Consider the following 24,096-nt stretch of genomic DNA (forward strand, 5'->3'; position numbering starts at 1 on the left):
ACAACCGTGGTACCGACTTACTTCGCAAACTGGTGTGTGATGTAATGGAAGAGTGCTCTGATACCTTGAGCCTCGCCGCCGATCGATGAGTGGTGCCTTTCGCTCAAGGACCAGCCGTAAATATCGAAATGTGCCCATTTTTTTGTATTGGTGACGAAACGCTTCAGGAACAGGGCGGCGGTGATCGATCCTGCCATGCCGCCTGATGGCGCGTTGGTGATATCGGCCGCGCGTGAGCGGATATCCTTGTCGTACCCCATATAGAGCGGCATGCGCCACAGGGGATCGTCGGTATCGATGCTGGCTTCCGCGATATCGTGGGCCAGATCGTCGTCATCGGTATAGAAGGGCGGCAGATCCGGGCCGAGAGCAACGCGGGCGGCACCCGTGAGCGTTGCCATGTCGATCATCAGGTCCGGCGCATCCTCGTCGGCATAGGCCAGCGCATCGGCCAGAACGAGACGGCCTTCTGCATCCGTATTGTCGATCTGTACCGTCAGGCCCTTGCGGCTCCTGTAGATGTCACCGGGACGGAAGGCGTTGGCGGAAATGGAGTTTTCGACGGCGGGCACGAGGACGCGAAGATTGATCGGCAGTTTCGCGTCCATGATCATCAGCGCGAGACCGAGAACATTGGCCGCACCACCCATGTCCTTCTTCATCAGCGCCATGGAGGCGGCTGGCTTGATATCGAGACCACCAGTATCGAAGCAGACACCCTTGCCAACGAGGGTCAGGCGCGGATTTCCCTTCTTGCCCCAGTTCATTTCCAGGAGGCGCGGTGCGCTTTCGCTGGCGCGGCCGACGGCATGGATGAGCGGGAAGTTTTCCTTCAGCAGATCGTCGCCGGTAATGACGCCCACCTTTGCCTTGTAGTGTGCGGCAAGGCTGCGGAAGGCGATCTCAAGCTCGTCCGGTCCCATATCGTTGGCCGGAACATTGATGAGATCGCGGGCGAGGAAGACGCCGGCCAGAACGCGCTTGATCTCGCCATCTTCGGCATCCTGCGGAATGAGAAGCTTTGCCCCGCTGGTTTTGGTTGTTTTGTATTTGTCGAAGCGGTAGCTGCCGAGGCCGAAACCGAGAGCCAGCCGATTGGCCGTCAATGGCGCGGTTTCAATATGCCACTCGCCTTCGGGCAGCTCGCGGGCCAGTTTTCCGGTTATGAACGGGATTTCGGAGGGATTGCCGCCAAGGCCAAGAAGAACGCCACCCAGCGAACCATCGGAAGAGGGAACAAGCAATACGGCGCCTGCTTCGGCCTTAAAACCCGCTTTTTTCGCCCAGTCCAGAGCAACAGGATCGATGGCACCCTGTTCGATATGGGCTGGCGTCACGGCGAAAACCGGCAGGGTGCTGCCAGCCTTGGAGCTGAAAGGTGTCGGGCGTTCGATGAACTGATAGGGCGCCATGGTCTGCTTTCGTAACTGTCGAGAATCGGTGCGATTAACGCTCTGTTAGGGTTAACAGATTATTGCTTAAGCGAAAGTTGCGTCATGTGAGTCTGTCGTATGTCGGGCGCAAGATCGATAATTCTTGGGCGGGGGCACTGCCATGACTGCTTTTTCTTTGAGCGAGACAGGTCGGACAGGGTTACTGCGCGGAGCATGTCTCGCAGCGCTGGTTTTCGCCGTTTCCGGATGCGCAAGCACCAACAAGCCGGATCGCATGTCCACCGGCTCCATTCCTGCGGCCACACGCTCCTATGACCACATGAACATGGACCAGCTCCGGCAGGCGGAAGAGACGGCCGGCAAGGCCTATGAACGCAGCCCCAAGGACAGGTCCGTCGGCATGAATTATGCCAACGTACTGATGATGACCGGCAAGAACACGCAGGCGCTCGCCGTCATGCAGCAGATCGCCATCGCCAATCCGGCCGACCGCGAGGTGCTTGCCGCCTATGGCAAGGCGCAGGCAGCATCAGGCCAGCTCGAACAGGCCCTTTCAACCATCCAGAGAGCGCAGACGCCAGATCGTCCAGACTGGCGGCTGTATTCTGCCGAAGGTGCCGTGCTCGATCAGCTTGGCAGGTCGAACGAGGCCCGCACCAAATACCGACAGGCACTCGATCTCAAACCGAACGATCCAAGCGTGCTCTCGAACCTTGGCATGTCCTATGTCCTGTCGAGCGATCCCCGTACCGCCGAGACGTATCTGCAATCGGCCATCGCCCAGCCGGGCGCCGACAGCCGCGTTCGCCAGAACCTCGCGCTCGTGGTGGGTCTTCAGGGACGGTTTGCCGAGGCTGAGCGCATCGCGGTTCAGGAACTTTCGCCACAGCAGGCGCAGGCAAATCTCGGTTATCTGCGTGCAATGCTGTCGCAGCAGAATTCCTGGCAGCAACTGGCGAAGAAGGACAACAAGCCAGCAGGCTGATGCAGGGTCAGGCACGTCCATCAACGCCAGACCGCAGATAATATTCACAGCTCCGCATCATCACGCGCTACCGCCTACAGTGTGGGCGCGTTTAGAGTGTCAGAACGTATCGGCGACGCGAATGCCGGCTGGTCCGAGAATGACTGCGATGAGCACCGGCAGGAAAAATATGATCATCGGCACGGTCAGCTTTGGCGGCAGGGCGGCGGCCTTCTTTTCGGCCTCGTTCATCCGCTCGTCGCGGCCTTCCTGGGCCAGAACGCGCAGCGCCTGAGCCAATGGCGTGCCGTATCGTTCCGCCTGGATAAGCGCTTGCACTACGCTTTTGACGCCGTCCAGCTGCGTGCGCATGCCAAAATTCTCAAGTGCGATGCGCCGGTCCTGAAGGAAGGAAAGCTCCGCTGTCGTCAGCATCATTTCCTCCGCCAGTTCGGGCGACTGCTCACCCATTTCTTCCGCAACACGACGCATCGCGGCCTCCATGGACACACCGGATTCGATGCAGATCAGCATCAGATCAAGCGCATCCGGCCAAGCGCGCCTGATCGAGGCCTGCCGCTTGTTCATGGCGTTGGAAACATAGATATTGGGTGCGTAAAAACCCAGATAACCAAAAATGAGCACTGCCATCAGCCGGACGACGAAAGCCTTATCGGCGAGGTTTCCGAGAACGAAAACCCAGGTAAAGGCCAGGGCCAGAAAAACGAATGGCAGCACGAACCGGGCGGCAAGAAATGTGTTGAGCGCATTCTGTGAACGAAAACCCGCAGCGCGCAGCTTGTTCATCGTGTTCTTGTCGGCAAGCGCTTCCTGAAGGTTGAATTTTTCGACGATGCGTCGCGCTGATTTATTATTATTGCCACGCAGGGAGGCCTTGCCGTCCCTCGTGGCGGCGGCCAAGCGCTCACGCTCGCGGCTGCGAATGAGATCGCGCTCCGATGACACGGCTTTCATGCGCTTGGCGAAGTCTTTTCGCTCGAAGAGCGGCATGATGAGCGTATAGAGGGTCGCGAAAACCGCAAGGGTGACGAGAATGGCAATGATCGTTTGCGGGTCCGTCAGGCTGGAAAAGAGGCTTCCTGTCATGGTCGTACCCTCATATGTCGAAATTGATCATTTGGCGCATGATGAAAATCCCGATCAGCATCCATAATCCCGACACCCCCAGAATGATGTGCCCACGCATGTCGGTGAAGAGCACCGACAGATAGTCGGGCGAGGTGAAGTGCACCAGCAGCATGACGATGAAAGGCAGCGCGCCAATAATAACCGCCGAGGCCTTCGCTTCCATCGATAACGCGTTTACTTTGGCACGCATTTTCCTGCGTTCACGCAGAACTTTCGAAAGGTTGGAAAGAGCCTCCGAAAGATTGCCGCCCGCCTGCGCCTGAATGTTGATGACGGTGCTGAAGAAGCTCACTTCGAAAAGCGGCACGGTCAGCATCATGCGCTCGATCCCCTGCGGAATGCCGATGCCGACCTGCTGCGCGTCGACGACGCGCTGGAACTCCGTTTTCACCGGTTCCTGTCCGTCCGACGCGATCAGTCGCACGGCGTCGTTAAGCGGCAATCCGGATTTGATCGACCGGCACATGACATCCAGCGCATTTGGAAATTCCTCGAGGAATTTTTTCTGCCGGCGCTTGAGTATAAATGCCAATACCCATCGCGGCAGTCCCAAGGCCACGACGGCTCCTATGAGCAGAGCGATAAGCATCGACAGGCCATAAAGAAGCGCAATGACGGCGGAGAAAGCAGCCGCGCCTGCGCTCAGAAGGTGGAACTGCCGGACAGAAAGTTGCAGTCCCGCCTGAACCAGCTTTTCGCGCAGACCGACATTCTTTGCTTTCTTCGCCTTTTCGCTTTGTTTCTTTTCCATTTCCCGCAGGCTGTCCTGCATGGACTTGCGGCGTTTGCCAAGTTCCTGAACCCGGTCCCGCGCGGCCTTGATGTTGGCGTGATCCGTTTCGGCGGCCTTGACCCGCTTGAAGCGACTTGTGGTCTTTTTCTCGACCTCGATCTGCTGGAAGAGGAAGGCATAAGCAAGCGCCCCTGCCGAAATAGCGACAAGTGCGGCCAGTAGCAGGATTGTGGGGTCCATGGCAGTCGCCTTCCCTTAGAGCATTTCCAGTAAAATTGCGTAGTGGTTTTCCGTACGGAAAATGCGTAGAAACAAAGAGTTAGAGCACGTCAGACGATTCCGTTTAAACAGGACGTGCTCTATGATGTCTTTTCCATCTCGTCGAGCGCGGTGGCCAGGCGTTTTTCCTCGCCATAATAGCGCGCGCGATCCCAGAAATGGGGTTTGCTGATGCCCGTGGAGACGTGCTTACCGATCAGCTTGCCGTGCGCGTCTTCGCCGTCTATTTCGTATCGCATCAGATCCTGGGTCACGATGACGTCGCCTTCCATGCCGATCACTTCGGTGATCTGCGTTATCCGGCGTGAGCCGTCGCGAAGGCGCTGGGCCTGAATGACGATATCGATAGAGCCCGAGATGATTTCGCGTACCGTCTTTGCCGGCAGGGTAAACCCGCCCATGGCGATCATCGATTCGATACGGCTGAGGCATTCCCGCGGCGTATTGGCGTGAAGCGTTCCCATCGATCCATCATGGCCGGTGTTCATCGCCTGAAGAAGGTCGAAAACCTCCGGTCCACGCACTTCGCCGACGATGATACGTTCAGGCCGCATACGAAGGCAGTTCTTGATCAGATCACGCATGGTGATCTCGCCTTCACCTTCGATGTTCGGCGGGCGCGTTTCCAGCCGCACCACATGCGGTTGCTGCAGTTGCAGTTCGGCGGTGTCCTCACAGGTGATGACGCGTTCATCCTTGTCGATGAAGCTCGTAAGGCAATTGAGAAGCGTGGTCTTGCCCGAGCCGGTACCACCAGAGATGACGACATTGCAGCGGACGCGGCCGATGATCTTGAGCAGGGTCGCGCCTTCAGGCGTGATTGCGCCGAAACGCACCAGCTGGTCTAGCGTGAGCTTGTCCTTCTTGAATTTTCGGATCGTAAGCGCCGGACCATCGATGGCGAGCGGTGGTGCGATGACGTTGACACGCGATCCATCGGGTAAGCGGGCGTCGCATATCGGGCTCGATTCGTCCACGCGTCGGCCGACCTGGCTGACGATGCGCTGGCAGATGGAAAGCAATTGACCATTGTCACGGAACCGTATGTCGGATTCGATGGTCTTGCCGCCGACTTCGATGAAGGTCTGGCCGGAACCGTTGACCATGATATCGGCAATATCATCGCGTGCGAGAAGCGGCTCCAGCGGCCCATAACCAAGAACGTCGTTGCAAATGTCTTCGAGCAGCTCTTCCTGCTCGGCGATTGACATGGCGAAATTCTTGATCGTGATGATATCGTTGACGATATCACGAATTTCCTCGCGCGCGCTCTCCGCGTCGAGCTTGGCGAGCTGCGAAAGGTCGATCGTATCGATGAGCGCGGAAAAGACCTGGCCCTTGGTATTGTAATAATCTTCCGTGCGGGCACGCTTTTTCTGCGGCGATTGCATGGGAGATTGCGCCTGCCGCGTTGCAGGCGATTGGCCGGGCTCCAAAGTGTCGATCGCCAGAGACCGCGGCTCAGGTGTTGCCTTCACCTGCTGTATGGCAGGCGCGACAAAATCCGGCTTTATGGTTCTGGCTGGGCCTTCTGGCCCGCGTTTTCCGAACATCGGCGTTTCCGTCTAAAGGCCCAGAAAGGGAGCCTATTTGCGCTTGAGAATATTCTTGAGCTTGTCCAGACCGCCACGCTTGTTTTTGCGCAGAATGGTACGGCCTGTAATGGTATGGGCAATTTGCGAGAACGTTTCCGCGATCTGGGATTTTTCGTCCATCTCGCTGATCATGCGTCCGCTGTTGGCGGCATTTCCGAACAGCTGGGTGTCGAACGGAATGATGGCAACCGGCTCGATTTCCAGTGGGTCGAGAAAATCCGCGGGGGCGATCTCCGGGCGTTTCGGCATGCCGACCTGATTGAGAACGAGATGCGGTAACTTGTCGTTGGGTCTCAGTTTTATCAGCGCGTCGAACAGGTTCTTCGTATTGCGCAGATTTGCGAGATCCGGAACCGCCGTAATGACCACCTCGTCGGCTTCCGCAAGCACCGCCCGCGTCCAGTCACACCATTGGTGGGGAAGGTCGAGAACCGCGACAGGCGCACTGCGCTGCAGGACCTCAAGAATCGGCAGAAACGCCTGACGATCGAGATCATAGGTCCTGTCGAGAAGAGAGGGTGCGGCCAAAAGTGAGAGGTGGTCGGAACATTTCGTCAGCAGACGGTCGAGGAACACCTCGTCCAGTCGTTCCGGCGAAAACACCGCTTCCGCCATGCCCTGAGCGGGATCCTGATCGAAATCGATGTTGGCCGTGCCATAGGCAAGATCCATATCCGCCAGAATGGTTTCGGTGGAGAACAGGGTAGAGATGCCGAAGGCGCAATTATGCGCGATCGTCGACGAGCCCACCCCGCCTTTGGCACCGATGAAGGCGATGTTGCGACCGAGCGGCTCCGCTTCCGGATCAACGAAGATCGTCGCGATCGAAGCCAACAGATCTGCCATGTTGATCGGAGCGACGAGATATTCGGAAATGCCGTTGCGGATGAGATCGCGATAAAGCGTTATGTCGTTGTGCCGGCCAACGATGATGACACGGGTGGTGGGGTCGCAGACCTCTGCCAGAGGCGCGAGATCATCCAGCAGCGAAGCCGGTGAGCTTGCTGTTTCGAGAACGATGAGATTGGGCGTTGGTGAGGCGGAAAACATCGTCGCCGCCGCGTTGATGTCGCCCTTGGTTACCCGCAGGGTGACCTTGCTCATGCGCCTGTCACTGGACAAGGCATCCATCACACGCTGCATGTTTTCGCTGACGCAGAAGGCATGGACGGATATGCGGGGCAGGGGCCGCAGGCGATCCATATCCGAGGCACGCGGCGCCGGCTGTTCGGCTTCCGCGTCGCCGCTTGACTTGATATCGTATTCTACAGCGCTCATCGTCTTTCCTGCCCTGACAATTGTTGGAACCGCGTCAATTTGACGTCGCCGTGTTTTTGCCGCTGCGATAGGCGTCAATCACCACCGCTCGGCGCTCCGCGTCGATCGGGCTCATGCCACGCGGACCAACAAGATCCATTGGGTTGGCAACCTGTGCCGCGAGATTGCTCTGGGAGGCACATCCGAAATTGTACCAGTTCTTGTTGGCAAAGGTATTGTCGGAAAGGTCTTCGGGCCATTGGCCGCATTGCCCGGTCATGGCGGTGACAGCCACATAACTCAGGCGAATGGGGGCGGCATCGCCATTCCGGGATGCAGCGTAACGTGTTTCCATGATCTTGCCCGAGGGCACACCAGCGCCGGAAAGCGCGGAGCGGATTTGTCTCGCCATTTTTGAAGCCGCTGCCGAGTTGGCTGATCCCGATGGCATCTGGATATTGACGATCCCCGTCGACATCGAGGCGTAATTCTGGGCGAAACCACGGACATTATCCGCCATTGCCGTGGTCAGCCGGCTATCGCCTGCTGATACCGGAATATCCAGCGAATGCTCGGCTTCCGACAGGGTGATCGGATGGCGCGTGCGGTAGTCGTCGGGAATGGCGTTGGTCGTCATCGGGTCGCGTGCGCAACCTTGCAACAGGCCGGCGGCAAGCGCCACCATGGCGACGAGACCTGCCCGTCGGCCCGGCAGGCTTGAGGAAAAGGAAGAAGGGTTTTCCTGCATGGCGTTTCCTGCCGGGACCGGGCTTGCTGTGAAAAGGGGATTTCGTGCGCGTGTCGTCATTTGTAGATGAACCCCACTGATCCCTGATAGGGAGCCGCCTGAACCTGGTCCTTGCGGCCATAGACCTTGTTGACACGGTTCATGAAATACATGGCGGCATCGTTTTCCGGGTTGAAGTTGTCATCCGGCCGGGCGATCTGGTTGCGCGCAACGGGACGTACCAGATAGGGCGTTGCTATGATGACAAGCTCTGTCTCGTTGCGGATGAAATCCTTGCTGCGGAAAAGCGTGCCGAAGATCGGCACTTTGGAAATGCCGGGAAGTCCTGACATGGCCTGGCGAATATTGTCCTGGACCAGACCCGCGATCACAATCGAGCCGCCGGACGGAAGTTCGACTGTTGTCGATGTCTCGCGTTTGCGGATCGACATGTAGGTAGAACCTGGGATGGTGCGGCCCGCATTTCCGGTTACAACGTTGCCTTCATATGTCGGCTCGGAAACATTGGTCTCAATTTTAAGGCTGATCCGTCCCGGTGACAGCACGACGGGCCTGAAGTTCAACGTGATGCCGTAGTCGACCGTGTTGGTGGTACGCGTTATGGTTGGCTGGCCCGTTTCCTTGTCGATGGTAACTTCCTGCTCTGCAGGCAGACGGAAATCGCCCCCCACGTAGAACTTGGCCTGTTCGCCGGAGATGGCGGTAAGACTCGGTTCGGCCAGAGTGCGCACGACACCCGCCTGTTCCATGGCGTTGAGATAGGAAGCAAAGTTGAGCGAGCCGGAGCCAATCGCGCCACTGGCTATTCGCGACGCACCGCTAATTGCATTTCCGAGATTGGACGGATTTGAAAATTCGAAACCGTTATTGCTTGTCGAGCTGCTGATGGAACCATTGAAGCCAAGCTGTTTCAGCACCTGCCGGCTAACTTCAGCAACGGTGACTTTCAGCGTCACCTGATCTTCGCCCTCAATCGTCAGCATATTGACGATCTGCGATGTCTGGCGGTTTTCGGCAAAAATCGCCGCGTCACCGCCATTGTTGCCGCCCGTCAGCGATATATTGCGGGTGGTGGCTTCGCCGCCTTTCAGAAATGCTTCGGCAAGTTGCACGGCGCGTGCAGAATCCTGCGGCGTGCGCACTGATCCAGTGAGAACGATGTTATCAGAAACGATCTCTACCTTGATGTCCGACTCGGGAATGAAACGACGGATATTGGCCTCAAGCCCGGAGATATCGCGCTCGACCTCAAGATCAAGACTGACGATTTCGCGCCCGCCATCTCCGAAAATGAAGATATTGGTCTGGCCCACCGTTTTTCCGAACAGATAGATGCGCTTGGACGTACGGGTTACGGCATCGGCAAGGCTCGGATCGGCGACGAGAATATCATGGGCATCCTCCGGCAGATCGATGACCAGTGCCTTGTTGAGACCGAGCTTCAGGCGCTTGCGAATGCCAGTACCGCTTTCGGTGATCCGCACGATGCTCGCGCTTTGAGCCTCGGCTTCGCTGATACGCAAAAACGCGAGTGAGTGCTGACCCGGAATGCCTGAAAAAGCCAGGCAAAATGCAAGGCTGCCCGCCATTGAGGAACGCAGGTGTTGTTTAATGCGCTTTGCCATGGAACCCCCGGTCATTGCGATGCTCCCTGTCCGGCTTTGACGATCGAACCGGATTTGATCACCTGAATCTCCGGCTGCCCGGAGCCACCGTTGAGAAGGTAACCTGCTGAAAGCGTGTCGTTTTCCTGCGCATCGGCGACTGAGCGCAAAGCCAGCGTAAGGCGATCCGCCATCTGTTGCGCTACGGTGATGATTTTGGCCTGTTCGGGTGTGAGTTCGAGCGTTGCGGTTGCACCCACGACGGCTGAGGTGCCGTCCTCGCCTTCCTTGATCTGCTGGTCGATCGCCAGAACACGGACATTGTTCAAAACATTTTCAGTCAAAAAATGGCCTGAATCGCCCTTGCGGACCATGATGACATCGACCCGGTCATTCGGCAGCACGAAACCGCCAGCACCTGTCGAGACGGAAATTTCCGTGGCGACGGCGCGTTTGCCGGCTGGCAAGAGCGAGGACATGATGCGGGTGCTGGAATCGACCACTTTTTCAGGCCGTACCGGCTCGCCCTGAAACAAAGGCAGCCGCACGACAGCGCCGGATAGTTCGGTTATGGCGTTCGGGTTTTTCGCTTCCGTTATGAAGCTGTCGATGACGTTACCAGTGGGCCAGGGCGTCCAGTGCACCGAACTATCGTTCAGGCGGCTGCCGACGGGTAGGTTGACCGAGGAAACGAGAACGTTAACCGTCGGTTCCTTCTCTATGATCGTTTCCGCTTTTTCGATGACCTGCTTCGCGCCGGAAATCTGCATGGCAACGATGCCGGCAAGACCGGCGGCGACCAGGGCAACTGACAGAATGACGATACGCGACGGTTTCATGCTCGATCCTTGAGGGAATCAGATTTTTCTCCCGTCAGGATGGCCCGTCATTGGTATAATTATGGTTAATATTATGCTTGGATTTCTGGTTAACAGGCCTTTAACCTGCAGTGAACGCAGATTTCTCAGGAAAGACTTGCGATGGCGGCTTTTACAAGCGGTGTTTCGCCATAGGTCAAAAGCCCGGCAATGGCGATGCCTATGCCATAGGGGATTTTCTTCGCAACCAGCAGGGAATCCGGAATGGGAATGCCGGCCGCCATGATTTCCTGCGAGCGCGATCGCAGAAGCAGGATTCCAAGCGTCAACACGCCGCCGATGAAGGTGACCGAAAGTAGAAATTCGATAAGGGAGATGTTGAAGCCGTACCAGACCGCTGCGGCAGTCAATAACTTTGCGTCTCCTCCACCCATGACATTGGTAGCGAATAGCGCAAAGCAAGCAAACAATACAACAATACCGGCAACAAGGCTCATTACATAAGTCTGCCAGTCCATGCCGGAAAAGGGGGCAACCACAGCAAAGGATAGGAGCAGTAAAAGCGGTATCCTGTTGGGGATAGTCATACTGAAAAGATCGTTCAGAGCGGCAAAGGCTAGGCAAAGGGGCACGATCAGGAAAATTGCAGCTATCACCATGGTCGCCTCCCAAGGCATTTCAATCTAAGACCGAAAGCTCTGTACCAAAAAATACGCCGCCATATTGGCGGCGTACTTACGTCTAATTTACACGCGCCTTGGATCAGTTGTTAGTGGCAGACGGCGTATTGTTGCCAATTCTGGTGCCAAGGTTCGTAAATACGGTATTGAGCTTCGTGCCCACTGTCGTTGCGCCACCGATGATGGCAACAGAAATAAGCGCGGCAATCAGTCCGTATTCGATTGCCGTTGCGCCGGACTCATCTTTCAGGAAGCGAGCGAAAATCTTGGTCATGGGTCTCTCCTAACACTTGTTTGGTTCAGCACGCCGACAACTGTTTTCCGTTGTTCGGTTGCGTTCAAACTACAGCGGAGCAATTTCCAAGCGCTTAAAGAAGAGGATTAATCCAAAGTAAACGACAGGATGACTTTCTCTTGGTAAATAAAACCGAAAAGTATTTCCTTCATTTTTATAGTTGCTGAGAAACAAATATATTCCAGAGCGGGTCGTTTCTCATTTCCGGCAAAATGTCCTTTCAATGAGACACATATGTTCAGTTTTGACGCGTGACGTCAGGAGCCGACAAATGTCATGATATTGCAAATGGTTACCGCGCGCGTCATGGATTTCCGCCATTTAACGCTTCGTTCACTAAAACCGCGCATTCTATCGAGTAGTAAAGTGCGGGATAGTGAATAAGGGCGAAACGCGTGTCATCCGGAAAACTGGCGAAAATCGTGGTCGGCTTGTCCGTCATTCTGTCGGGTTCGTTACAGCCCGTTTTTGCTCAGGAAGACATATTGCGCGTTTCGATGAACCACGCCCGTGTTCTTCGCCTCGACCGCCCTGTGAGCAAGGTTATTGTCGGCAACTCGAAAGTCGCCGATGCGACGGTGGCCGATGCCACCACGATCGTGCTGACCGGGCGCAGTTTCGGTACGACGAATCTTGTTCTTCTCGATGCCGAGGGCAATCCAATCGTCGATGAGCGCATTCTCGTGTCCATCGATGAAGGCAATACGGTTCGCGTTTTCCGACAGACGGAACGGACCGTGCTTTCCTGTACGCCGAATTGCGAACAGCATTCGCAAAACAGTGGCGACAAAGACGTCCAGCCTTAAGCGAACTGCAACCCAATACCAGGTCTGAAGATATCGGAATTCCGCGCGCGGGAATGGCTGGCGTTGTGTCAAAGTGACAAAGGCTTAACGCTCGTCCTGGGTAGCATTTTTACGGGAAAGATCGGGGCTGATCGTCAGCAAAACGAAAAACCGCAACATGTTCCCCTGCGTTTTGCAGGAGGACTGAATGTTGCTGTTTTTTCGTCTAAGTGTTTGATCTGGCTAAGATCAAAAATGGAATGGTGCCCAGAAGAGGACTCGAACCTCCACACCCTTGCGAGTACCAGCACCTGAAGCTGGCGCGTCTACCAATTCCGCCATCTGGGCGACGGAGAGCGATGTACGAGGGCAGCCGCCCGGTGTCAACAGACTTTTTGAACTTTTATGACGATCATTGATTTTAAAGGGAAAAAACTTGGTTAGACGCTGTTGAAACATGTTGCCGCGTCAATTGTCGAGCCCTTCATGCTTCGTCCTGTCGACATGACCGAGGTCACGTTCCGGGTCGATGACATCGCGGATTCTCTGTTTGAGCTCTTTTGGACCGGGAAAGCCGCCATCGCGCTTGCGCTCCCATATGGTTTCACCATCTACGGTGATCTCGAACAGGCCACCCGTTGAGGGAATGAGGCCGACTTCGCCGATATCAGAAGCGAAGGTTTGCAAAATCTCCTGCGCCATCCATCCCGCACGAAGCAGCCAGTTGCATTGCGTGCAGTAGCGGATGGCTATGCGGGGCTTGGTCTCGGCCATGGTCACGTCTCCTTCAGCGCCTGGTGACAATAATGCTCACGATAATGTTAACTATAATACTCATGTTTTTACCTGCGGCATGCTTGTTCTTATCATGCTGCTTTGCGAACAGATAAGCCATCGAAGGCTAAAACGCGGAGATCCCATGGCCCAGTTCGACAATAATCGTCAGCGTCTTTTCGTTCCGGCGGTCGCACCTCTTTATAATTCGACACATGATCTGGTGGAGACCGTTCTGCGCGTCGTGGCCGGGCTTCTTCTTGTCACCCACGGCTTCGGCAAGATCGCCAATCCGTTCGGGGCTGTCGGCATGGTGGAGAGCCTCGGCTTTTATCCGGGTGTATTCTGGTCACCTCTCCTGGCCGCCACCGAATTTTTCGGTGGAATTCTCGTGGCCATTGGGCTGTTCACGCGGCCGGCATCCTTTGCCGCAATGATCGTGCTTTTAGTAACGGTCTATTTTCACGGTATCGTAAAGGCGGAAGGTCTGGGTGGCGCGGAAAAATCAGTTCTCTGGGCAGCCATTTTCCTGTTCTTCGCTGTCCGCGGCGGCAACCGGCATTCCGTCGACGCGAAGCTGTCGCGGGAATTTTAAGGTGCCACAGGCCGGCTTGTCCGCTTATTGCCTTGCTGACGATATTGCGCCTCTTGAAAATCCGTTTTTCTCGTGGTGAAGCTGAATTCGATCGGCGATACCGGCCGATCGAATTCCCCGTTTTCGGCGAGAGGCCCCATGCGCGTTGCAATTATCGAAAACATGGCGGGCACGCCGCATGGACAGATCGGCGTCGCTCTGGAAGAGGCAGGGGCTGACGTGCATGTCATCCGCGCCTATGCGGGTGAGCCTCTTCCTCTCGATGCAGCTGCACACGATGCGCTTGTCGTTTTGGGCGGTGAGCAGAACGCTCTTGACGACGTGCTTTATCCCTATCTTCCAGACCTCGCACTTTTGATGAAAGCGTTTGGCGATGCGGACAAGGCCGTGATGGGTGTCTGTCTCGGCAGCCAGTTGCTGGCGCGCGCCTATGGCGGAGAGAATATTCTGGCCGGCACGCCCGAATTCGGCTGGGAAGACGTATCCCTCACGGAAGAGGGCGTGTCCGATCCGCTATTGGCGGGGCTCGACAAGACATTTCCCATTTTTCAGTGGCATTGCGACACATTCACGCTTCCGCCCGAGGCAACGAGACTTGCGACCAATGGTGCAACGCGAAATCAGGCTTTTCGCGTTGGCCGGGCCGCCTATGGCACGCAATTTCATTTTGAGGCATCCACGTCCGTGGTCGACGGATGGTGTGAGGCATTCCCGGCTTCCGTCGAAAAAATGGCGCCCGGCTGGATAAACAATTGCCGCGATCACCGTGGCGGGCGTGCAGATGTGGCCGATGCGACCGGTCTGGAAATTGCCCGTGCCTGGGTACGGCTTGTCTGATCTGGCAATTATCGGTTGCGAATATGGCTAAGGCCGCTCAGAATTGAGTGTGTTTCACCGACGTTGCCAAGGAGGCGCCAAGATCATGTATAAATTCGAAATCTATCAGGATAGGGCCGGGGAATATCGCTTCCGCTTCAAAGCATCCAACGGGGAAACGATGTTTTCGTCCGAAGGATACAAGGCCAAGGCATCGGCCATCCACGCCATCGAATCGATCAAGAAAAATTCCCCCGGCGCCGACACGGTCGATCTGAGCACGATGACCGCCTGAGGCTCTCCGTTTCGCGAAACCTTGAGGCATTCTCCTGCCAGAAATGACAGGCGCGTTGGAAGGTGTCGGCGTAAAGATAAGATTCAGTCTTTTTTGATAATCTTCCGTTAGCAATTGTATTTCGAGGTTCCCGGGCGGCGTCAGAGTGCCCCTGGATTGTTTTGCGTACGGGTTCTCATGCGTTCATCGGCTGTGCCAGCACTTCTCTTCGGTTGCCTTCTGCTTGGTGGCTGTACGTCCAGTTCCGGGCCGGAAAGCCTGATGGCCGGCCTGCCGTCGAAGGAAACCACGAGCTCGGTTACGCCATCCGCGCCGGTGCCGCAGGCAAGCGTGGGCAGCCAGCCCATCACGGCCCAGCCGCGACAGGAAGTTCTGGCATGGGGCGGGCCGGTGCCCGAAGAGCCAAAGGCCTTTTCAGCCGTTACCCCACGAGCGCCCGTGCCGCAGAACGCGCTTGAAACCCGTTTGCCGTCACCGTCACAGGCTGGAATGGTACGACCGGCAGAGCGCCCGATGGAGCGTCCGGTACAATTGGCCATGGCTGCCGCCCCGGCGGCGAGTGCCGGTGCGCAGATCCGCTCGCGCATTTTCCGCTCCAGCTTCAGCGATGCCAAGCCCATCAATTTCGGCAGGGTTCAGCCGCGCCATTTTCAGGTCCACGGGGTGGATGTCTCGCGCTGGCAGGCCAATATAGACTGGCCGCAGCTGCGCACACGCGGTGCCAACTTCGCCTTCATCAAGGCGACGGATGGCGGCGATCATCTTGACCCGATGTTCCGCACCAACTGGCAGCGAGCAAAGGAAGCGGGCATCCGTCGTGGCGCCTACCACTTCTTCTACTGGTGCCGCTCCGCCGGCGAGCAGGCGGATTGGTTCATTCGCAACGTACCGCGCGATCCGGATGCGCTGCCGCCGGTGATCGACGTGGAATATAACGGCGAATCGAGCTGCAAGATGCGCCATTCCCGTGAGCGTATTCTGGAAAAGATGCGCGTGTTCATGGACAAGCTCGAGCGCCATTACGGACAGCGTCCGATCATTTACACAGCGCCCGATTTTTATAAGGACAATCTGACCGGCGAGTTCCAGGACTACCCCTTCTGGCTGCGCGCCGTTGCCCAGCATCCGTCCGTGGTCTATCCCGGCCGCAAGTGGTTGTTCTGGCAATATTCCGGCTCCGGCCTGTCGCATGGTGTCGATGGCCGCATCGATCTCAATGTCTTCAACGGCAATGAGGATGCCTGGCATCGCTGGATAGACCGCCGCTCGAGCTGACGGGGCGGGCGTCAGCGCGAAAATTTTCGCGCGCCGGCAACGCAGAGCACCACCACGAGCGTGATGCCGATCATCGCAGGGCTGACCTCCTCGTGAAGCAGGGTTGCTGCAAGCACCAGCCCGAAGAACGGCTGCAGCAATTGCAGCTGGCCCACCGCGGCAATGCCGCCAAGCGCCAGCCCGCGATACCAGAAGATGAAGCCGATCAGCATGCTGAACAGCGAAACATAGGCAAGGCCGCCCCAGGCCTGCGGGTCGATGCCTGCGAGGGTTTGCGGCCCTGTGAAAAAGGCAAGCGGCAGCATCAGAGGCAGGGAGAGAACCAATGCCCATGAGATGACCTGCCAGCCCCCCAGTTTGCGGGAAAGGGCAGCACCCTCAGCATATCCCAGCCCACAGACGATAATCGCACCCAGCATCAAGAGATCGCCGGCAAGTGAGGCTCCGAGCCCGGAGGCCAGCGAATTCGACAATGAAAAGCTGGCAACGAGAATGCTGCCCAGACAGGAAAAGAACCAGAAGGCGGGCCGAGGGCGTTCTCCACCACGCAGCACGGCAAAAACCGCGGTTGCGAGCGGCAAAAGCCCAACAAAGACGATGGAGTGGGCCGAGGTGATGTGCCGCAAGGCGAGGGCAGTCAACAGCGGGAAGCCAACCACCACGCCGAAGGACACGATGAAAAGGGATGCCAGATCATCGCGCGCCGGGCGTTTTTGCCGGAACACAAAAAGCAAAGCGAGCGCCAGAAGGCCGGCTATGCTGGCGCGGGCGAGGGTCAGGAACACCGGATCGAAACCCGTTACCGCAACCCGCGTGGCGGGCAGCGAGCCGCTGAATATCACCACGCCGATAAGGCCGCTCAGCCAACCGCTTGTCGTCTTGTCCATGATCGTCTCCTGCAATTTCCCTTTCTTGATCCGGAACGGCTGGTGAAAACAGCGACAATCGTATACAATTTCAAGAAACTGTTATGGTTGTTTGGACGGTACGGTTGGAGAGAAATGTGGACGGACACTTCGCGACGGGAACGCGCATAGAACAGGTGATGGCCAGCATGCGGCAACGCATCGCTTCGCGAAGCCTCGTTCCCGGCGCCAGATTGCCATCCGTTCGAGCGCTTGCGAAGGCCATGCAGGTATCCACTTCAACCGTCGTCGAGGCCTATGACCGGCTGGTTGCCGATGGCACGATAAGCTCGCGACCGGGTTCGGGATTTTATGTGGCGGGTCCGCTAGCGCCCCTGTCTTTGGCCGATATCGAGCCTCGGCTGGACAGGGCGGTGGATCCGCTCTGGGTGTCGCGCCAGGCGCTGGACGAGGGAGCGGCGCTTGCCAAGCCCGGTTGCGGCTGGCTTCCAGCGTCATGGATGCCGGAGCAAGCGCTACGGCGGGCTATGAGGGGGCTTGCCCGCGCGGATGCTTCCCTGCTGACGGATTATGCGAGCCCAATGGGGCTGTTGCCGCTACGTCAGCTTTTGTCCCGCAGACTCGCCGAACATGGCGTACAGGCGGGCGCCAGCCAGATAATGCTCACCGATTCCGGCACGCAGGCGATCGATCTCCTGTGTCGTTTCCTGCTGCAGCCGGGGGATACGGTGATTGTTGATGATCCCTGCTATTTCAACTTCCGCGCTCTCTTGCGGGCGCATCGGGTGAAAATCGTTGGTGTGCCCTATACGCCGGCTGGACCGGACCTGCCGCTTTTCGAGCAGGCACTGAAAGAGCATCAGCCACGTCTTTATATTACCAATTCCGCGATCCATAATCCGACAGGCGCAAGGCTTTCCGCCGTTTCCGCCCATCGCCTGCTGATGCTGGCCGAACAGGCGGGCCTCACCATCATCGAGGATGATATTTTTGCGGATTTTGAAACGCAGGCGGCACCACGGCTGGCTGCTTTCGATGGTCTGAACCGGGTCGTCCAGATCGGCAGTTTTTCTAAAACCCTGTCTGCTTCCGTGCGGTGCGGTTTCATCGCAGCGCCTCCGGCATGGGTGGAAGCCTTGACCGATCTCAAGATTGCCACTGCTTTTGGTGGAGCCAATTTTTCGGCTGCATTGATCCTGTCGCTTTTGACTGACGGTAGTTATCGCAAGCATGTCGAGGCTCTTCGACAGCGTCTCGCGGCGGCGGTGCCTGAGGCGGCGGCGCGTTTGAAAGCGCTTGGATGTGTGCCGTGGATCGAACCGCAGGCGGGCATGTTCTTATGGTGCCGCCTGCCGGAGGGGGTCGACGCCGCCGATGTGGCACGCCGGGCACTGGCGCAGCAGGTGGTGCTGGCACCCGGCAATGTTTTCAGCTCCGCGCAGAACGCATCCGCTTTCATGCGTTTCAATGTGTCGCAAATGGCCGCTCCTCAGGTCATGGCGGTGCTGGCAGATGCCCTCAGGCAGAGCGCGTAATTATCGCCCATATTGTGCGCGCCGAGGAGAATCGGAACAAAATCCCGTGAACGCCGTTTTCTTCTCAGAATGAAGAGGAGGAAATACCATGACATTCGATCCAAACAATCCGCGCCCGGACCGTGATCTTCGTCCGGAACTGAATATCAGCAATGAACCGCTTGCCCGGAAGTCTCCGTCGTGGATGCCATGGCTGGCGATTCTCGTTGTCGCATTGGTAGGCGTTTTCGCTTGGTCGCAGATGAGCGGCCCGAACACCGATCCGGCCACGACATCCTCGACCATGCCGCCTGCGGCAACGCAACAGGCACCGGCGCCCGTGACTCCGACCGTCCCGGCAACACCGCCTGCCAACAATGCAGCACCGGCAAGCCCGAATACCGGCGGCACGCAGACGCAGCCGTAATGGGTTAGATAATCTGACAAAACCGCCTGCCTTCCGGCAGGCGGTTTTTTATTGCGCCAACTCTGCGGCGTTAGAGCTGATCCATCGCAGAGGGGTGGTTGGACAATCTGGACCAGCGGCTGATCGATTCTTCCGCCAGCGCCGAAAGCGTAATGCTTCCGAAGCGGGACAGGAGAATGGCCTCCGCCTCGTTCATGGCGTCGAAAAGGGCAGCATTGACGGCCTGCTCTACGACGCAGTTCGGATTATCGCCTGCCAGCCCAATCGAGAAAAATTCCGGCGCGCCAAGCGCCCGGTAAATATCGAGCAGCGTGATTTCGCTGAGCGGTCGCGCCAGAACCCAGCCACCGCCATGGCCTTTTTCCGACGACACGTAACCGTGCTCCCGCAAGCCCGCCATGGTTCTGCGCACCACCACCGGGTTCGTCTGCAACATCGTCGCGATGCTTTCAGAGGTCGCCGCCCCCTCATGTTTTTCCATATGGATCAGAATATGCAGCACCCGTGAAAGGCGCGTGTCGTGTCTCATCGGTGAAATCCGCCTGTTTTCCGCGACATTACCAGTTTGCATATGACGTAACAATATAAGTTGCGTGACTATTGACTCCAAAATTCATGTAACAATATAAGTATCGTGAAACGAACGGGCGCTTCCGGCGCGTTGTTGAACGATAGGTGCATCATGAAATACGACGTCATTATCATCGGCGGCAGCTATGCGGGCTTGTCCGCCGCCTTGCAGCTCGGGCGCGCCAGAAAAAACATCCTGGTGGTGGATGCGGGTGAGCGGAGAAACCGCTTCGCCAGCCATTCCCACGGTTTTCTAGGACAGGACGGCAAGGCCCCGGGCGACATCATCGCCGAGGCACGCCGCCAGATCGAGCGCTACCCGACGATACACTGGGCAAAGGGCAGGGTGACGAATGCCGAAGGATCATTCGATGACTTCGTCATCGAGATCGATGGCAATCGCCGCGAAAGGGCGGCCAGACTAATCCTTGCCACAGGCGTTGCTGATGAACTGCCTGATATAGCCGGGCTGAAGGAACGCTGGGGCAGCGCCGTCTTCCATTGCCCCTATTGCCACGGATACGAACTGGATCAGGGCAGGATCGGTGTCGTCGCGGCCTCACCGCTGGCCATCCACCATGCACTGATGCTTCCGGACTGGGGTGAAACGACCTTTTTTACCAACGGTATATTCGTGCCGGATGCCGAACAGAATGCGCTTTTGTCAGCCCGGGGCGTTCGGGTGGAAAAAGAGCGTATCAGAGAGATCGCGGGGTATGCGGATGTCGTTGTTGCGGATGGGCGCAGCATTGCTTTGGCCGGTCTTTTCACGCAACCGAAATTGCGGATTGCCTCGGATTGGATCGAAAAGCTCGGTTGCGCCGTGGAAGAGGGGCCGATGGGTTCAAGCATCGTGACGGATGCCATGAAACAGACGACAGCGCGCGGAATCTTCGCCTGCGGTGATGTGGCAAGGCCCGCCGGCTCGGTTGCTCTTTCGGTGGGGGATGGCGCCATGGCAGGGACTGCGGCGCACAGGTCGATCATGTTTCCGGAATGATCAGTGCGAAACAAGGCTCAGCCAGCGCCCCGGAGGCATGCCGAAGGCATTCTTGAAGTGGCGGGTAAAATGCGCCTGATCCGCAAAGCCGCAGGCGAACGCCGTTTCCGCAAGACCCGCACCCGCCCGCATCATGTCCTTGCATTTTTGCAGACGCCGCATGATGAGATAACGGTGCGGGCTCGTGCCAAACAGGGAGCGGAAGTGCCGAAAGAGCGTGAAGCGATCAAGCCCGCTTACTTGCTCCAGCTTCTCTGAGCTGACGGCAAGCGCGCTATTCTCCAGCAGGTAATCCCGGCAACGGAAAACGGCGATCCGGTCAAGCCGCTTGATGGTTCTCTGGTTTCCGTTCGAATGCTTCCAGAGCAGATCCGAAAGTCTCGATTGCCAGTCGGTCAGGAGCAGATTGTCCGGCTCGCCTTCGAGATTGCCGAGAGCCTCTATCAGGCATTGCCGGAACTCATCGTCTTCGATGACGGGATTTTTTGCAAATGGCAGCGCGTGAAATCCGGTCGCCACCTCCATAGTTTTTTCCGGCGGAAGGTAGAGCATACGGTAGCGCAGGCCTTCGTCGGTGCCGGCACCACCATCGTGAACTTCGTCCGGATGCAGCACGATAACCTTTCCGGGCGTGCTGAAATGCGATGTGCCACGATAGGAAAACGTCTGGACGCCGGAAAGAGTCACACCGAGCGCATAGGTGTCATGGCGATGCGGTGCATAGGCGTTGCCGTGAAAGCGCGCTTCGATGCGCTCGATACCTTCGCTGGAAGGGGCCTGCACGATCCCCTCGAATTTGCACGAACGTTCAAGATCGCTCGTACCCTGAGGGGCTAGGGTCGCTTCTCTTTCGTAACCACAGCCAGATTGAGTTCGCATGTTTGATACCAAGATCGCCGTCATCCTTCGTGATGACCTTGCCGTGTGGCAAAAACTGAACGTCACCGCATTTCTCATGTCCGGCATCGTCGCCCAGACCAGAGAGATCATCGGGGAACCATACCGCGACGGGGCGGGTAACGTCTACAATCCCCTGTCCGTCCAGCCGATAGTCGTCATGGCCACGGATCAGGAAGCACTGCGCAAAATCCATCAGCGATCCCTGGAACGCGAGGTCACGACATCGCTCTATATCGAGGAAATGTTCGCAACCGGTCATGATGTTGCCAACCGCCAGGTGTTTTCGGAATTTTCTCCCGACAATGCAAAGGTCGTCGGCATGGCGCTGAGGGCGGACAAGAAAATCGTCGACAAGATTACCAAGGGCGCGAAGCTGCATGCCTGAAGCAGGTGCCGTGAATTTAAAAAGGGAGGCCGTGAGCCTCCCTTGTCAAATCAGCGACGATTTAGCCTTTGCTTATTCGTCGTTCATCTTCAGCGCAGCGATGAAAGCTTCTTGCGGAATCTCCACCTTGCCGAACTGGCGCATGCGCTTTTTGCCTTCCTTCTGCTTGTCCAGAAGTTTGCGTTTACGCGTCGCATCGCCACCGTAGCACTTCGCCGTCACGTCCTTGCGCAGTGCGCGCACGGTTTCGCGGGCGATGACCTTGCCGCCAATGGCCGCCTGAATCGGGATCTGGAACATGTGCGGCGGAATGAGTTCCTTCAGCTTTTCGCACATGCCGCGTCCGCGCCGGTCTGCCGCCGAGCGGTGGACCAGCATGGAGAGTGCGTCCACCGGATCGCCGTTCACAAGGATCGACATCTTGACGAGATCGCCTTCACGATAGTCGATGATGTTGTAGTCGAACGAGGCGTAACCCTTCGAGATGGATTTCAGCCGGTCGTAGAAATCGAACACCACCTCGTTGAGCGGCAATTCATAGGTGATCATCGCGCGGTTGCCGACATAGGTCAGCTCCGTCTGCAGGCCGCGCCGGTCCTGACAGAGTTTCAGGATACCACCGAGATATTCGTCCGGCGTCAGGATCGTCGCCTTGATCCACGGTTCGCGGATTTCCTTGATCTTCACGACATCAGGCATATCAGCCGGGTTGTGCAGTTCCTTCTCGGTGCCATCCGTCAGCGTCATTTCATAGACGACCGAAGGTGCTGTGGCGACGAGGTCGAGATTGAACTCGCGCTCGAGGCGTTCCTGAATGATTTCAAGATGCAGCAGACCGAGGAAGCCGCAACGGAAACCGAAGCCGAGAGCGGCAGACGATTCCATTTCGAAGGAGAAGGAGGCGTCGTTGAGGCGAAGCTTGCCCACTGCCGCGCGCAGATCTTCGAAGTCGGCTGCATCAACAGGGAAGAGGCCGCAGAAAACCACGGGCTGCGCTGGCTTGAAGCCGGCAGGGCCTGCGCCGTCGGGCGCTTGTCGTCGGTAATGGTATCACCAACACGCGTATCGGCGACTTCCTTGATCGAGGCGGTGATGAAACCGATCTCGCCGGGGCCGAGGCTGTCGACATTGACCATCTTCGGGGTGAGCACGCCAACGCGCTCCACGCCGTATTTCGCGCCGGAACCCATCATGCGGATCTGCTGGCCCTTGGTCAGCACACCGTCGATGACGCGCACGAGAACCATGACGCCCAAATAGGTGTCGTACCAGCTGTCGACGAGCAGTGCCTTGAGCGGCCCGTTCTCGCCGACTTCGCTCTTCGGCGGCGGCAGGCGGTTGACGATGGCTTCGAGAACATCGGGGATGCCAAGCCCGGTCTTGGCCGAAATCAACACAGCTTCGGAAGCATCGATGCCGATTACTTCCTCGATCTGTTCCTTGATGCGGTCGGGCTCCGCGGCCGGCAGGTCGATCTTGTTCAAGACCGTCACCAGCTCGTGATTGTTGTCGATTGCCTGATAAACGTTGGCCAGCGTCTGGGCTTCCACACCCTGAGATGCGTCCACCACCAGCAACGAACCTCGCAGGCCGAAGCGAGCGGGACACTTCATAGGCAAAGTCGACGTGACCGGGCGTGTCGATGAGGTTCAGCACATAGGTTTCACCGTTATTCGCCTTGTAGTGCAGGCGCACGGTCTGGGCCTTGATGGTGATGCCGCGCTCGCGTTCGATATCCATCGAATCGAGAACCTGTTCTGACATATCGCGCTCGGCAAGGCCGCCTGTCGACTGGATCAACCGGTCGGCCAGCGTCGATTTGCCGTGATCGATGTGGGCAACGATCGAGAAGTTGCGGATATGGTCCAGGGGCGTGCGGGTCGAATTTGTGCTCATGCCCCGCGCTATAGCAGGGGCTTCTCATGCCGCAAAGCGGGAATTTGGTTAAAAGCCCTTTAAAATGGGCTTTTCAGATCGCAAACTGCTCCGGCCAGTCGCGGCGGGTGGCCACTTGTCCCTCGGTTCTAAGCTTAGCCACGGCAGCAAGGTCGATATCGGCGATCAGCAACGTGCTGTGTGTCACCGCATCGCTTTGGCTTTCCGCGACGATACCCGATGCGGGCATGCCATAGTCGGAAGGCACGTAAAGTGCTGCGCGGCCACGATTTTCATCGACGGCGGGAGACCATGGAGCCTCACCCGCCGTGGGGGAGGAAAGGACGGCATATTGGTTTTCCAGCGCCCGCGCCTGCGCTCCGATGCGCACCCGGTAGGCGCCTGCCAGCGTATCGGTGCAGCTGGGAGCGAGAACCAATTCAACGCCAAGCTCGGCCAGCTTCCGGCCAAGCATCGGGAACTCGTTGTCGTAACAGATGAGG

At 57.5% G+C, this 24,096-nt stretch carries 25 protein-coding genes, 1 tRNA gene and 1 pseudogene; 10 read left to right on the forward strand and 17 right to left on the reverse strand.

What is annotated here, in order from left to right:
• Window positions 1-17: 17 nt before the first annotated feature.
• A complete protein-coding gene (locus CRP02_RS26590; RefSeq protein ID WP_097172735.1) occupies window positions 18-1,412 on the reverse strand; it encodes a leucyl aminopeptidase family protein in 1,395 nt (464 codons plus the stop codon).
• A 142-nt stretch (window positions 1,413-1,554) separates the two neighbouring features.
• Between CRP02_RS26590 and CRP02_RS26595 the strand changes: the two genes are divergently transcribed.
• Entirely contained in the window at window positions 1,555-2,379 is an 825-nt protein-coding gene (locus CRP02_RS26595; protein ID WP_065659772.1) for a tetratricopeptide repeat protein, read from the forward strand.
• Window positions 2,380-2,478: 99 nt separating this feature from the next.
• On the opposite strand, the gene CRP02_RS26600 is transcribed toward CRP02_RS26595, so the two are convergent.
• The 9 genes from CRP02_RS26600 to CRP02_RS26640 form a co-directional block, all read right to left on the reverse strand.
• On the reverse strand, window positions 2,479-3,465 hold the full coding sequence (locus CRP02_RS26600) for a type II secretion system F family protein (protein ID WP_013635294.1): 987 nt from the start codon (window positions 3,463-3,465) through the stop codon (window positions 2,479-2,481).
• 10 nt (window positions 3,466-3,475) lie between these two features.
• Entirely contained in the window at window positions 3,476-4,480 is a 1,005-nt protein-coding gene (locus CRP02_RS26605) for a type II secretion system F family protein (RefSeq protein ID WP_097172736.1), read from the reverse strand.
• A 119-nt stretch (window positions 4,481-4,599) separates the two neighbouring features.
• Window positions 4,600-6,072, reverse strand: coding sequence for a CpaF family protein (locus CRP02_RS26610; protein WP_003514561.1), 1,473 nt, complete (start codon window positions 6,070-6,072; stop codon window positions 4,600-4,602).
• A gap of 33 nt (window positions 6,073-6,105) precedes the next feature.
• Entirely contained in the window at window positions 6,106-7,392 is a 1,287-nt protein-coding gene (locus tag CRP02_RS26615; protein WP_097172737.1) for an AAA family ATPase, read from the reverse strand.
• Between the two features lie 34 nt (window positions 7,393-7,426).
• Complete coding sequence (locus CRP02_RS26620) at window positions 7,427-8,119, reverse strand: CpaD family pilus assembly protein (protein WP_097172738.1); 693 nt, start codon at window positions 8,117-8,119, stop codon at window positions 7,427-7,429.
• A 56-nt stretch (window positions 8,120-8,175) separates the two neighbouring features.
• Window positions 8,176-9,759: a type II and III secretion system protein family protein gene (locus CRP02_RS26625; protein WP_097172739.1), complete on the reverse strand. Its 1,584-nt coding sequence runs from the start codon at window positions 9,757-9,759 to the stop codon at window positions 8,176-8,178.
• Entirely contained in the window at window positions 9,756-10,562 is an 807-nt protein-coding gene (gene cpaB / locus CRP02_RS26630; RefSeq protein WP_003514566.1) for a Flp pilus assembly protein CpaB, read from the reverse strand. The genes CRP02_RS26625 and cpaB overlap by 4 nt, the downstream gene beginning before the upstream one ends.
• A gap of 125 nt (window positions 10,563-10,687) precedes the next feature.
• On the reverse strand, window positions 10,688-11,200 hold the full coding sequence (locus CRP02_RS26635; RefSeq protein WP_097172740.1) for a prepilin peptidase: 513 nt from the start codon (window positions 11,198-11,200) through the stop codon (window positions 10,688-10,690).
• Window positions 11,201-11,303: 103 nt separating this feature from the next.
• Window positions 11,304-11,495 (reverse strand): Flp family type IVb pilin, encoded by a 192-nt coding sequence (locus CRP02_RS26640; protein WP_097172741.1) that lies wholly within the window; start codon window positions 11,493-11,495, stop codon window positions 11,304-11,306.
• 443 nt (window positions 11,496-11,938) lie between these two features.
• Between CRP02_RS26640 and CRP02_RS26650 the strand changes: the two genes are divergently transcribed.
• Window positions 11,939-12,322, forward strand: a complete 384-nt coding sequence (locus CRP02_RS26650; RefSeq protein ID WP_097172944.1) for a pilus assembly protein N-terminal domain-containing protein — start codon at window positions 11,939-11,941, stop codon at window positions 12,320-12,322.
• Between the two features lie 240 nt (window positions 12,323-12,562).
• Here CRP02_RS26650 and CRP02_RS26655 read toward each other — a convergent pair.
• Together CRP02_RS26655 and CRP02_RS26660 are read right to left on the reverse strand one after the other, a co-directional pair.
• Window positions 12,563-12,649, reverse strand: a tRNA-Leu gene (locus CRP02_RS26655).
• A gap of 120 nt (window positions 12,650-12,769) precedes the next feature.
• Window positions 12,770-13,075 (reverse strand): SelT/SelW/SelH family protein, encoded by a 306-nt coding sequence (locus CRP02_RS26660; protein ID WP_097172742.1) that lies wholly within the window; start codon window positions 13,073-13,075, stop codon window positions 12,770-12,772.
• Window positions 13,076-13,220: 145 nt separating this feature from the next.
• On the opposite strand from CRP02_RS26660, the gene CRP02_RS26665 reads away from it, so the two are divergent.
• The 4 genes from CRP02_RS26665 (at window position 13,221) to CRP02_RS26680 (ending at window position 16,056) form a co-directional block, all read left to right on the forward strand.
• The gene (locus tag CRP02_RS26665; RefSeq protein ID WP_003514571.1) at window positions 13,221-13,670 is read left to right on the forward strand and encodes a DoxX family protein; all 450 of its coding nucleotides are present in this window, start codon (window positions 13,221-13,223) and stop codon (window positions 13,668-13,670) included.
• Between the two features lie 138 nt (window positions 13,671-13,808).
• Entirely contained in the window at window positions 13,809-14,507 is a 699-nt protein-coding gene (locus CRP02_RS26670; protein ID WP_179784144.1) for a type 1 glutamine amidotransferase, read from the forward strand.
• Between the two features lie 85 nt (window positions 14,508-14,592).
• Window positions 14,593-14,781 (forward strand): YegP family protein, encoded by a 189-nt coding sequence (locus tag CRP02_RS26675; protein WP_003514584.1) that lies wholly within the window; start codon window positions 14,593-14,595, stop codon window positions 14,779-14,781.
• Window positions 14,782-14,958: 177 nt separating this feature from the next.
• Window positions 14,959-16,056, forward strand: coding sequence for a GH25 family lysozyme (locus tag CRP02_RS26680; protein WP_097101151.1), 1,098 nt, complete (start codon window positions 14,959-14,961; stop codon window positions 16,054-16,056).
• Between the two features lie 11 nt (window positions 16,057-16,067).
• Here the strand turns inward: CRP02_RS26680 and CRP02_RS26685 are convergent, their stop codons facing one another.
• Window positions 16,068-16,943, reverse strand: a complete 876-nt coding sequence (locus CRP02_RS26685) for a DMT family transporter (RefSeq protein WP_097172743.1) — start codon at window positions 16,941-16,943, stop codon at window positions 16,068-16,070.
• Window positions 16,944-17,059: 116 nt separating this feature from the next.
• On the opposite strand from CRP02_RS26685, the gene CRP02_RS26690 reads away from it, so the two are divergent.
• A complete protein-coding gene (locus tag CRP02_RS26690; RefSeq protein ID WP_179784145.1) occupies window positions 17,060-18,457 on the forward strand; it encodes a PLP-dependent aminotransferase family protein in 1,398 nt (465 codons plus the stop codon).
• Between the two features lie 88 nt (window positions 18,458-18,545).
• Complete coding sequence (locus CRP02_RS26695; RefSeq protein WP_003514590.1) at window positions 18,546-18,863, forward strand: hypothetical protein; 318 nt, start codon at window positions 18,546-18,548, stop codon at window positions 18,861-18,863.
• 70 nt (window positions 18,864-18,933) lie between these two features.
• Here the strand turns inward: CRP02_RS26695 and CRP02_RS26700 are convergent, their stop codons facing one another.
• Window positions 18,934-19,392: an Rrf2 family transcriptional regulator gene (locus CRP02_RS26700; RefSeq protein WP_097172745.1), complete on the reverse strand. Its 459-nt coding sequence runs from the start codon at window positions 19,390-19,392 to the stop codon at window positions 18,934-18,936.
• Window positions 19,393-19,545: 153 nt separating this feature from the next.
• On the opposite strand from CRP02_RS26700, the gene CRP02_RS26705 reads away from it, so the two are divergent.
• Complete coding sequence (locus tag CRP02_RS26705; RefSeq protein WP_097172746.1) at window positions 19,546-20,433, forward strand: NAD(P)/FAD-dependent oxidoreductase; 888 nt, start codon at window positions 19,546-19,548, stop codon at window positions 20,431-20,433.
• Here the strand turns inward: CRP02_RS26705 and CRP02_RS26710 are convergent, their stop codons facing one another.
• Window positions 20,434-21,216 carry an AraC family transcriptional regulator gene (locus tag CRP02_RS26710; protein ID WP_179784176.1) on the reverse strand — a complete coding sequence of 261 codons (783 nt, stop codon included), beginning with the start codon at window positions 21,214-21,216 and terminating at the stop codon, window positions 20,434-20,436.
• 94 nt (window positions 21,217-21,310) lie between these two features.
• On the opposite strand from CRP02_RS26710, the gene CRP02_RS26715 reads away from it, so the two are divergent.
• On the forward strand, window positions 21,311-21,718 hold the full coding sequence (locus CRP02_RS26715; protein ID WP_003514594.1) for a DUF2000 family protein: 408 nt from the start codon (window positions 21,311-21,313) through the stop codon (window positions 21,716-21,718).
• A gap of 72 nt (window positions 21,719-21,790) precedes the next feature.
• On the opposite strand, the pseudogene lepA reads toward CRP02_RS26715, so the two are convergent.
• Both lepA and CRP02_RS26725 read right to left on the reverse strand, forming a co-directional pair.
• Window positions 21,791-23,626: pseudogene (gene lepA, locus CRP02_RS26720) on the reverse strand (translation elongation factor 4).
• A gap of 61 nt (window positions 23,627-23,687) precedes the next feature.
• The coding region (locus tag CRP02_RS26725) for a nitrilase-related carbon-nitrogen hydrolase (protein ID WP_323455391.1) at window positions 23,688-24,096 on the reverse strand (409 nt) is incomplete at its 5' end.

This window comes from Rhizobium sp. AN5 (assembly GCF_900215255.1).
In the GTDB taxonomy this organism is placed as follows: Bacteria; Pseudomonadota; Alphaproteobacteria; order Rhizobiales; family Rhizobiaceae; genus Agrobacterium; species Agrobacterium tumefaciens.